This window comes from Halorubrum halodurans (assembly GCF_002252985.1).
GTDB classification, from domain to species: Archaea; Halobacteriota; Halobacteria; order Halobacteriales; family Haloferacaceae; genus Halorubrum; species Halorubrum halodurans.
In genome coordinates, this window is record NZ_NHPJ01000114.1 from 12,101 (window position 1) to 21,946 (window position 9,846).

Sequence of the window (9,846 nt, forward strand, 5' to 3'; positions counted from 1 at the left end):
CTATGGCCTCCAAAGCCGATACTACCCGCGACGAGTCAGGCGACGAGGCGGAATCATCGATCGAGTCGGAATCTGCGCTCGAAACGGCCCGTCGCCAGCTGTACCAAGCTGCCGATCACCTCGACATTGATCCGAACGTCGTTGAGCGTCTCAAACATCCGAAAAAGGTTCACGAGGTGACGATCCCCATCGAGCGGGACGACGGAACTGTCGAAGTGTTCACGGGGTATCGAGCCCAACATGACAGCGTCAGAGGTCCGTACAAGGGTGGGCTTCGGTACCACCCGCACGTCACCCGAGACGAGTGTGTCGGACTCGGTATGTGGATGACTTGGAAGTGTGCCGTTATGGACCTGCCCTTCGGCGGGGCCAAAGGCGGCATCGCTGTCAATCCAAAGGACCTGAGTTCGGACGAAAAGGAGCGGCTCACTCGTCGGTTCGCGCAGGAACTTCGTGACGCCATCGGCCCCAATCAGGATATTCCCGCGCCTGATATGGGAACGGATCCACAAACTATGGCGTGGTTGATGGACGCGTACTCGATGCAGGAAGGTGAGACAACACCGGGTGTTGTCACCGGCAAACCGCCGATCGTTGGCGGCAGTAAAGGGCGTGAAGAAGCCCCTGGTCGAAGTGTCGCGATCATTACGCAGTTAGTCTGCGAGTACTACGACCGGGAACTCACAGACACAACTGTCGCAGTCCAGGGCTACGGGAGCGTCGGGGCGAATGCCGCACGATTGCTCGACGAGTGGGGCGCGACCGTCGTCGCGATCAGCGACGTGAACGGGGCGATGTACGATCCTGAGGGGATCGATACAGCTTCTGTCCCGTCGCACGATGAGGAACCGGAAGCCGTCACCACGTATGCGGACACCGTAATCTCGAACGACGAATTGCTCACACTCGACGTCGACGTACTCATTCCAGCGGCACTGGGGAATGTGATCACCGAAGAGAATGCGGAGGCGATCGCTACAGACATCGTCGTCGAAGGCGCTAATGGCCCGACGACCTCGACGGCCGATTCGATCCTCGCAGAGCGAGATATCGCGGTGATTCCCGATATTCTCGCCAATGCGGGCGGCGTTACGGTGAGCTATTTCGAGTGGCTCCAGGACATTAATCGACGGTCTTGGTCGCTCGAACGGGTGAACGACGAACTGGAAACGGAGATGCAGGCCGCTTGGCAGGCCGTCCAGACAGAGTTCGAACACCGAGACGTCACCTGGCGAGATGCAGCCTACATCGTGGCACTCACACGTATTGCTGAGGCCCACGAGGCGCGAGGCCTCTGGCCCTAATTCAATTCAAATATGACTGACACAGACAGTCAGTGCTGTATGAGACCTCTATACTGACCGATTCTCCCAGCTACAATTGGTTGAATCTTCGTGACCGATATGCGCCCTACATCTTGCACGCCAACCCATCACAATATCACTAGGCCAACAGCTGTTTCACCAGATGAAATAGTAGGTTCTCAACAACTCGATGAGTGGGCCTGATAGCCGCTGACTTTGGAGCGATAACCGCGTCGGTCGTCGGCGTATATTACTGAACTCGTGTTGGACGATCGGTAGTAGTGCCGGATTTCGGGCTTGCGGCCCCTATCACGACATGTAGTCCGCCCAAACACGTGAATCCCCACAATCAGTTGAGTCGCTATCTCATATCGAGACGATCCGTGTCACGCTCCGTCGCTTTCGCTACTGGCGTTCGAGAAGTTCAAGCGCCTCGCTAAGTCGTGAGATGTACTCGTCAGGTGGGAACCGCCACCAGACCTGTCCACTCATGTGAGCCAGCGGGAGGACGTGAGTATTGACTGGTTCGGAGATTCGGTGGAGTGTCCCATGGATGGACATAATGCTCTCCGGGTCGGCGTCGGTATCCACGACGGGTTCGGGTGTAGTCGAGCGTTGGAGTGCCGGCCACGCGTTTCCGCCGAAGGTGATCACAAGCTCCGGATTCAACGCTCGGAGTTCCCGTTCAAGGAGGTGTTGATACGAGGCGCGCTCGTCGGCAACTCCGAAACCGTCGACGCGGTACTTCACGACGTCGCCGAGGTAGAAGTCTCGATAGAACTGCCCGGAGTCGACGTACTGGTGCCAGCCGTTTGGGAGCGAAATAAGATCATGACGGGCGAGCGTCTCGAAAAAACGCTCCGAGAAGTCGGCGTTTCGACCGGTCAGCCAGCTCTTGGCAAACTCGCGGTAGACGCCGATCTGATCGCGAGCCGAACATTCGCCGGCGAGTGGATTCTGCGGACGCAGTTCCGACAGGTGACGTTCATGGAGGTTCCCTGGATCCTGAACGAGGAGGACGATGTCCGGATCGTCAGTCTCCCAGTCGTAGTAGTACGTGTATGAGAGCCGCCGGCTGACCTCCTCTCGGATAGGGAACCCAGCGTCCGAAAGGACCGTCTCGACGCTTCCGATCGCCGTCTCCTGTAGCTCTTGAAGCGTTGGCTCTGTCGGCTTGTCGATCTCCGAGAGGAGCTTGCGAGCGGTCGTTTCGTCCATCGTCTCTGTGTGGTATCTAGCGGGCTAATTGATAGTTCGGGTTGTCCAATTAGAATAAATCTGGCTCCGTTGAAATCCTTAAGAACTGATGAGTTCAGCGTGCGAGATACAGAAGAGAGATTCAGTACCTCCCTTACGTTCTGAGGCGATGTATTCACCTCAACAAGTGTTAATTACCATTCATACCAACAAGCAGGTATGGATTACGTAAGTGGAGATGATGTTACAGATAATACGCACCTTGCAGAGGCGATAGATATGACACGTGAAGGGAGCGCTCAACCCGGATCGACCGGCTACGATGAGCCGGATAGTGCGGGTCAAGGAGTGACGCTCCGCGATTCGTGTTTTTACGTTGCGATTGAGGAACTGGAAAAGATTCAGTCCGCACCAGAAGAGAGTCAACAAGAGATCGACCGTGTGTTGCGAATGCTCCGAGAAGCACAGCATGCCGATAATGAACGCCGCGCCCAGGTTATGGCAGAGGCGCACAAAATCCTACAGGATGTGTGGGTACCTCCGGCGTAGAGGTATACGGCACTGATATGCGACTGATTCGCGCTCTGTATTCAGCACGTCTCCAAGAACAGATCACCTACTGAGGATTTCAACAGAGCCGCCTACAACAAACAGAGCGAGAAGTACGTCTTCCCCCACGGCGCGTACCAGGAGTTCGCCGAAGTGGTCAACATGCTTCTCCAAAACGTCAGTTGCGAGGATCTCATCACCGAGTCAGCGTCGAGCGAGTCCGACGACGTCGACGACTACACTGGTACGACGCTCTCGGCGATCAAGATCCTCGGTGAGGCGCGCGATGTTGACAGCTGGGGGGACGCGCTGACGGCGGCCGTCGTCGCGCTCCTTCGTAATGTAGAGGATCCCGAGCGTATCACCGACATCGACGGCCGGACGCGGAGTTACTTCGTGGAAGAGGAGCGACAGTCCGAGGTTGTCGCGCCCCACAAGATACCGGACACCGATCTATACCTCGAAGCCAACTTTTCCGCAAATACGGTTGTTCGGGTCATTGAACGGGTTCCGGACACATACGAGTACGACAGGGCCGAACTGGGGATATTTACTGAAGAGAGCTGACTGGGTTGTCGGCTACGTGAGTGTCCCCAGACTGATCCTTTCTTGAAATTAAGCCTACATATTCATTATGATAGGCTAATATCAACTCGCATGGGATCAAGTGAAGCGACACTTGAATTTTGTAACCGGCTCTGGGACAATTGGGCACCAAGAGACGGAGATAATCAGTGTGAAGACTGTCCAGCACACTGGTCAAATCGATCTGACTTTCCGGGAGATCGCGACACGCGACAAAGCTCTCACGGTCACCGCCCTTGGTACGGCGATGGAGATCTTGACGACGTTGAGATTGTGATTCTTGGTCATGAACCCGGTAGAGGTAGTATCGGGGACGAAGGGGACAACGAAACGAACCATACAAAAAACTCATTCGAGGATGTTCGGAATCCCAAGATAAGCGAAGTCCCAGATAACGCGGGAAGCCTATCTCTGACCAAGCCTCTGTTCGAGCGAATTGATTCCGAGTTATCGGCTTACTGGACTCAAGCTAAGAAATGTAATGAACTGGTACAGAATAACAGTTCAGCAGAGAGACAGTGTGCGGGAATAGGAGATAACCACGAGGGGTATCTTGCTGATGAACTCTCTGCGGTAAATCCGGGTTACGTAGTTGGACTTGGAGCAGATGTCTATCGTATCTTCTCCGATGTATTTGATATCGACTCACTAGGAGGCGAATTTAATAGACCGATCGCGACAGGTAACTCAGAATCCGGCCTTAGAGTGCTCGATGTTGACGGCTACAGTTTCAAATACATCCCAACTGCACACCCGTCTCGGGGCGTCCGGCCAGAAACGAAGGAAGAAATCGATCTGAGTGGCCTGAGTGGAAAGAACGATTCCGAGCGCTATTACAAATTATTCGCGGATGACCTAGTTTCTCAAATACAGAGTGGTGAAATCTGATCCGGACTAACAGCCGGTCGGGCCGCACCATCGCGACCGAGGTCAACGATCCGGACACGTCAGTCGTTGTAGAGTCCGGATGGGAGTAGTGAGGTGACAGTCGCGTTCTTTACTGACTTCGAAGAAATTGACGTGCTTCCCATGGGACTAGCGGACTACTGTGCGGATAACGGCATAAAGTGCTACACGTACGAACACCCGGAAATTGAGTTCTCCGTAGAAGAGAACTGAGCCCGCCGACGCCGGCGACGGCCAGATTGCTATCTCTTCCTACTGTGAGGTCGTTTTCTCATAGTTTTCCTGAAATTCAGTAAACCACGAATCGATAAGGTCTATGTCGAGATCTTCAATAACTTCACCGTCGCTGCTCACTCGTCCGATTTTCTCGTTACGCGTCCACCCACAGACAGTGGGGCGTTCCGTGACTGTCTCTCTGAATTCAGCCTGCCGCACTAACCGCCTTGGCTCATCGCTTGTCTCACGGAGCGTCTCAATCAATTCACGGAGGAGAGGGTTCCCTGGCGCGAAGTGATGTATCGATGGGAATTCGTCGGCGCAATCTGACGAAAACGTCACAGCAACCGAATCCTCGCTTGGGGCAATAAACTGGGCAAACGTCTGCTCGCCGTCTGGCTCCGGTAGTTCCATACCGTTCCATCTCAGACAGTAGGTCGTTTCTTCGTGTTCGAACTCGCCCCCATATTCGCTGTTTGTAATGTCGATATCAATCTCAGTGACCGGAGTGAAAGTCACCCCAGTGTCAGCAAGCGTCTCATTCTCGACGAGAACAGCTTCCAGACTTGATTTTTGATACGGTGCTGGATATCGATAATCCTCTTCTCGTGTTTCCCCGATGTCCGGATGGCTGTACGACTGCCACGCGTCGAGTCTCGCCTCGTCGATAACGTCCTGTGCGACCAATGGCTCCACCGTCTCAAGGGACTCCCCTACATCCACACGGTCGCTCTGATCTTGGTTCTCTATCTGTTCGGAAAACTCACGGTCAGCTTCCGCGACTGCCTCGTGGCTCTCATCTCTATCCTTTTCCAGAGTCGCTGTTCGAATCTGTTTGCTCACTCCAGAGAGGACAGGCTGCATCTCACCAACGACGTTCTCGAAGAGATCGATCCGGTCGTCAAGGCGCTCGTAAATGTCTGTCTCGACAGTGTCCTTGTAGCTGTAATTGAGGATTTCGACCTCATCGTATCGCTGTCCGATGCGGTCAATGCGTCCAATACGCTGCTCAACACGCATCGGATTCCACGGAAGATCGTAGTTGATGAGGGCCCCACACTCCTGAAGATTGAGGCCTTCACTGGCTGAGTCCGTACAGACGAGAATGTCCACTTGACCTTCATCGGTAGCGAATTCGCGTTTGACCCGCTCTTTCCCGACCGTTCTCCACGACTCTTCATCCGCGTCGTACATCTCTCCTCCACGGCCAGAGTAGGTAGCGACGGTTTCACCGTGTATCGAGACGAGACTGCTGCGAATGAAATCCATCGTGTCCGTATACTGGGTGAAGATGATGACTCGGTTGTGGCCCTCGCGATCAAGTTCACCGAGGTCGTCAATCAGCTGATCGACTTTCGGATCACGATCGATCTGCCGCAGATCACTGACGAAGGATTCGAGCTCCTCGATCTCCTGTTCAAGTAGATCCACCCCTGCCTCTGTGACATTCGGAATTATCTCGGTGAGGTCTATATCCTCAAATCCACCGTCAATATCGTCCAAGCTATCGAAGTCTGTGAGGTCTTGCTCCGACAAGGAGTCCAGTAACACTTGACCGGTGTTCGAATCTGAGCCAAACGTCGGTCCTCTTGCTTGTTTCACAGCCTGCTGTTTCTGTTCGAGAACCGCTTGTTGTGTACGAAGTTTTTCAAGGCGGTGCTGGAGGCTCTGTGAAATCGCGTAGATGCTGCTAGTCAGTCGCTGCCGATACGTCGTCATTACGAACCCGATCGCCCGATTTTCGACCTCGTCAGACTGCTGCGCGAGTTTGTAGAACTTCCGTGTGTAGTCGTCGATCCGGTCGTATACGCGACGCGTCTCGTCGGTCAGCTCAATCTGGCGCTGTTCAGGGTCCCGGTTCGGGACCGTCTCGTCGAGTAGCCCAACCTGTTCGTACTTCCGGAGCGTGTCTCGTGTGTTCCGGTGGATAAGCGCGTCGACAGGCGTGGATCCGGCGAGAACATCCTGAACAACCCTCCAACCAGATTCGGAGAGATCATCGAGGGCGTTCAACCGGTCGTTCCGCCCATAGGTGAGCCATTCGTCGTCCGCTTTCCACTCCGGATACAGGAGATATTTGAGCTTCTCGTCTTCTTTCGCCTCGAACGGGTCGATGTCATGCTCATCGAGAGCCGTCTCGAAGACCTCGATGTATCCGTCGAAGTGTTCACCGTACCCTGCGGCAAGCGTACATGCCTTTAGCACGCGTTCCTTCGCGATAGAACGTGCCTGGCTCCCATCTGCTTTGATTTCGAGTAGTCCCGCCACTTCATCGAAGATGTCGTCGGAGAGGGTTCGTTCGGCGGGCAGTCGGTCTTGATATCGGTTCTCGTCAAGCGTCGCTTGCGCTGACCAGGAGGAGGTGTCCGATTCAGATCCATCCGTATCGACGACCGTATGGATCGCCTGAGAGAGCGCCTGTCGAGTTTCGAAGAAATCGACGAACCGGTCCTCGTTGTCCCACTGTTCTGGGAGGTCGAGAAGAGCCATCAGATCGTAGAGCTCGCCAGCGTGCAGTTGCATCGGCGTCGCAGTAAGGAAGTAGTAGCACTGCGTGTGGTCCCGGAGCCGGTCGAGCATACCGTAGAAACTGCTGCCCTTCCGAGCGTTGTGGGCCTCGTCGACGATCACGGCATCCCAGACGCCCTCACGATTGTTCGGGCCCCGTCCGCGTCCACTCGCAGGGACACTATCTCGGGTTCGGACTCGGCCGCTGTCACGAGGCGCAACTTGATCCCAACGGTCCTCGAGTCGCGCCGTGTGCCACGACATGATGACAATCGTCGGCGTCTGAGACACGGACTCTGAGTCCGTGGTCGCAGACTGTCGATTGATGAACCGCCATATCGGACTCTCAACCCACGCGCGCTCTCGCTCCTCATCAGAGATGTTCAGTTCCGACGGAGACGGCGGCGCGTGTTCCTGCCCGAAGGCGTCGATGAAGGCGTACTCGTTGGTGCTGCCACGTTCGAACCGGTAGGCGTTGATATTGAATTTCTCCCATAGCTCTTCCTGCCACTGCTGTCGGAGGCTTGCCGGGACGAGGAGGAGACCGGTTTCGAGTTCGTCCGTGAGCCCAAGCCGGGAGAGCGTGAGACCGGCTTCGATGGTCTTCCCGAGGCCGACCTCGTCACAGAGGAGGAAGCTGTTCGGGTAGGTGTTCACGAGCGTGTCGGAGACGACGCGTTGGTGAGGCCAGGGGGTGATCGTACAGGCCTCTTCCGCGAGTGCGAGGCCACCGGGCGTGAGCGGACCGTCGGCGATGATGTTCGCTTTGTCCAGTTCGGTTGCTGGTGCCTCTCCTCTCGCGATCTGAATCGCTTCCTTGATCTCAGATTCCGAATCGGGATCCTTCCAGTCGATCAGCTCTCTCTCGATGGCTTCCGGCAGGTCGTACACCTCGACGAAGGGGTGCTCGTTCGACCAGAGCTGTTCGAACGTATCGACGTCGGCATCGACGTAGGCGTCCTCGCCATCCTCCCACGACCGATGGACTTTGAATCGCTCGTAGTTTCGCTTCCAGCCCCCGATGGTCTCGTTGACACTCCCTTCGAAGGAGAGCGCGTTATCATCGTCATCACGGAAGATGCCCATCTTCGGGTGGAATATCTGCCAGCTCCCTTCTCGGGGAACGGCGACCTTGATGTGGAGTCGCTCCTCCCGGAGAAGCCGGGCGAGAAGTTGAAGATGGGCATCGAGCTGTTCGTCGTCAAGCTCTTCGAGGGAATCCCGAAGTTCGTCGCTTAGTCGTTCGAGGACCGGTTTGTCAGATTTGTACAGGTCGGTTCCGACGACGAGTCGCATCTCGCCGCCGTGTTCGAGGAGGGCATCGATTCCTTGGGAAGCAACAGCGAGGGCTGTACTCGAAAAGTATCCGGCAATACGGTCGTACTGGACGCTCCGTTCAAGCGCCGGAACGTAGAACTCGTCGACAAGATATGTCCCGCGACTGTTGGGCCTGCTTTCGTAAATCGGGGACCATGACCGATCGTTGAGATGCTGCATTCTGTGAGTCGTGTATTGACTCGACACCGTTCCCCCTTAATCTTGCTCGTCACTAACAAGGTACGTCATCAGTTATTCTCGGCACTCTACAATAACAGACCCCGTATGGATACTAAATCGCGCTCCTTCCCGGATTTACACAATAATTATATTAGTCAATACATATCTTCGAACAAGAGGCTAACCGGCCTGTAATGACACACAGATCTCTCTATATTTGTGTCGACGAAAGCGGATCTGAGTCGACAGATGAGTACTTTACCGTCGCAGCGTGTTGGTTTGTCTCGTCAAATGGGCCGCGCGCTGCACTCAATGAGACACAGACTACTCTCAGGAGTCTGCTCATAGATTGTGAGGAGCTACCGAGTGGTGTTGACGAGCTAAAGGGGAAGAACCTACAGCCGACGGGAACGGACCTCCTGTTCCGGAGCTTTCAGCAGACGGTTCGAGGGGACAATACTATCGAACAGAGTATTTTGCCGTGGTCGGGATTCCCGGTTCGGTATCGAACCGTCGAATTAGACGTCTCCGTCGGCCGAAACGCACTGAGGGATCTTCACGGAGACATTCCGGTAGAAATGTCGATGCGAACACTGCTGTTGCTCTCTGTTCTCAATCCTATCCTGTACAACTCCGGATTTACGACCGAAACTTACGATGACGTTCGAATCGTTTTGGACGGCGATATCTGGTCTCAGCCGAAGGAATCGCTCGAGGCAACGGACCGAGCCGGTGAATTCGACTTTTCGATCAAAGATAGCAAGAAGGTACCAGGTATCCAGTTCGCGGACGTCGCAGCGAACCTTCGATTCACTGCTCGACGTGGATCCGACTTCGATAACGCGCTCGATACGCTATCCAGTCTGGAGTTTTAGAAAACTTCAGCGGTGCGGGAAGACTCATACCCCGTCTAGCGGAATCATCGTCTTCCGTACCCGCTGAAGCGGTGCCGAAGGCCTCATGCCCCGTCTAGCGGAATCATTGGCCTTCTTACCCGCTTACACCCATACATCTATCCTATACGTGTATAAGCTTTTCCAAGAAACACCACCGACAGCGAAAAACGTAGATAGACGGCCGAAAT

At 54.9% G+C, this 9,846-nt stretch carries 8 protein-coding genes; 6 read left to right on the top strand and 2 right to left on the bottom strand.

The annotated features are described in order from the left end of the window. The first annotated feature begins 2 nt into the window (after positions 1–2). On the top strand, positions 3–1,304 hold the full coding sequence (gene gdhB, locus DJ70_RS13115) for a glutamate dehydrogenase GdhB (protein ID WP_394338460.1): 1,302 nt from the start codon (positions 3–5) through the stop codon (positions 1,302–1,304). Positions 1,305–1,709: 405 nt separating this feature from the next. Here gdhB and DJ70_RS17845 read toward each other — a convergent pair whose 3' ends face one another. Next, complete coding sequence (locus DJ70_RS17845; RefSeq protein WP_245810847.1) at positions 1,710–2,522, bottom strand: uracil-DNA glycosylase family protein; 813 nt, start codon at positions 2,520–2,522, stop codon at positions 1,710–1,712. Positions 2,523–2,720: 198 nt separating this feature from the next. Between DJ70_RS17845 and DJ70_RS17020 the strand changes: the two genes are divergently transcribed. The 4 genes from DJ70_RS17020 (at position 2,721) to DJ70_RS13140 (ending at position 4,754) form a co-directional block, all read left to right on the top strand. After that, a complete protein-coding gene (locus DJ70_RS17020; RefSeq protein WP_143421033.1) occupies positions 2,721–3,050 on the top strand; it encodes a hypothetical protein in 330 nt (109 codons plus the stop codon). Between the two features lie 162 nt (positions 3,051–3,212). Next, on the top strand, positions 3,213–3,617 hold the full coding sequence (locus DJ70_RS13130) for a hypothetical protein (protein WP_179234061.1): 405 nt from the start codon (positions 3,213–3,215) through the stop codon (positions 3,615–3,617). A gap of 90 nt (positions 3,618–3,707) precedes the next feature. Then, the gene (locus DJ70_RS17025; RefSeq protein ID WP_143421034.1) at positions 3,708–4,523 is read left to right on the top strand and encodes a uracil-DNA glycosylase family protein; all 816 of its coding nucleotides are present in this window, start codon (positions 3,708–3,710) and stop codon (positions 4,521–4,523) included. 93 nt (positions 4,524–4,616) lie between these two features. Next, positions 4,617–4,754 (top strand): hypothetical protein, encoded by a 138-nt coding sequence (locus DJ70_RS13140; RefSeq protein ID WP_245810848.1) that lies wholly within the window; start codon positions 4,617–4,619, stop codon positions 4,752–4,754. A 39-nt stretch (positions 4,755–4,793) separates the two neighbouring features. Here the strand turns inward: DJ70_RS13140 and DJ70_RS13145 are convergent, their stop codons facing one another. Further along, the gene (locus DJ70_RS13145; RefSeq protein ID WP_094533796.1) at positions 4,794–8,762 is read right to left on the bottom strand and encodes a helicase-related protein; all 3,969 of its coding nucleotides are present in this window, start codon (positions 8,760–8,762) and stop codon (positions 4,794–4,796) included. A 194-nt stretch (positions 8,763–8,956) separates the two neighbouring features. Here DJ70_RS13145 and DJ70_RS17030 point away from each other — a divergent pair, with 194 nt between their 5' ends. Then, the gene (locus DJ70_RS17030) at positions 8,957–9,637 is read left to right on the top strand and encodes a DUF3800 domain-containing protein (protein ID WP_143421035.1); all 681 of its coding nucleotides are present in this window, start codon (positions 8,957–8,959) and stop codon (positions 9,635–9,637) included. Positions 9,638–9,846: the final 209 nt, after the last annotated feature.

Excerpts from the sequence above, each read along its gene's own strand:
- DJ70_RS17845 (WP_245810847.1), bottom strand. The coding sequence starts at position 2,522 with ATGGACGAAACGACCGCTCGCAAGCTCCTCTCGGAGATCGACAAGCCG.
- DJ70_RS13130 (WP_179234061.1), top strand. The coding sequence starts at position 3,213 with ATGCTTCTCCAAAACGTCAGTTGCGAGGATCTCATCACCGAGTCAGCG.
- DJ70_RS13145 (WP_094533796.1), bottom strand. The coding sequence starts at position 8,762 with ATGCAGCATCTCAACGATCGGTCATGGTCCCCGATTTACGAAAGCAGG.
- DJ70_RS17020 (WP_143421033.1), top strand. The coding sequence starts at position 2,721 with ATGGATTACGTAAGTGGAGATGATGTTACAGATAATACGCACCTTGCA.
- DJ70_RS17030 (WP_143421035.1), top strand. The coding sequence starts at position 8,957 with ATGACACACAGATCTCTCTATATTTGTGTCGACGAAAGCGGATCTGAG.
- DJ70_RS17025 (WP_143421034.1), top strand. The coding sequence starts at position 3,708 with ATGGGATCAAGTGAAGCGACACTTGAATTTTGTAACCGGCTCTGGGAC.
- gdhB (WP_394338460.1), top strand. The coding sequence starts at position 3 with ATGGCCTCCAAAGCCGATACTACCCGCGACGAGTCAGGCGACGAGGCG.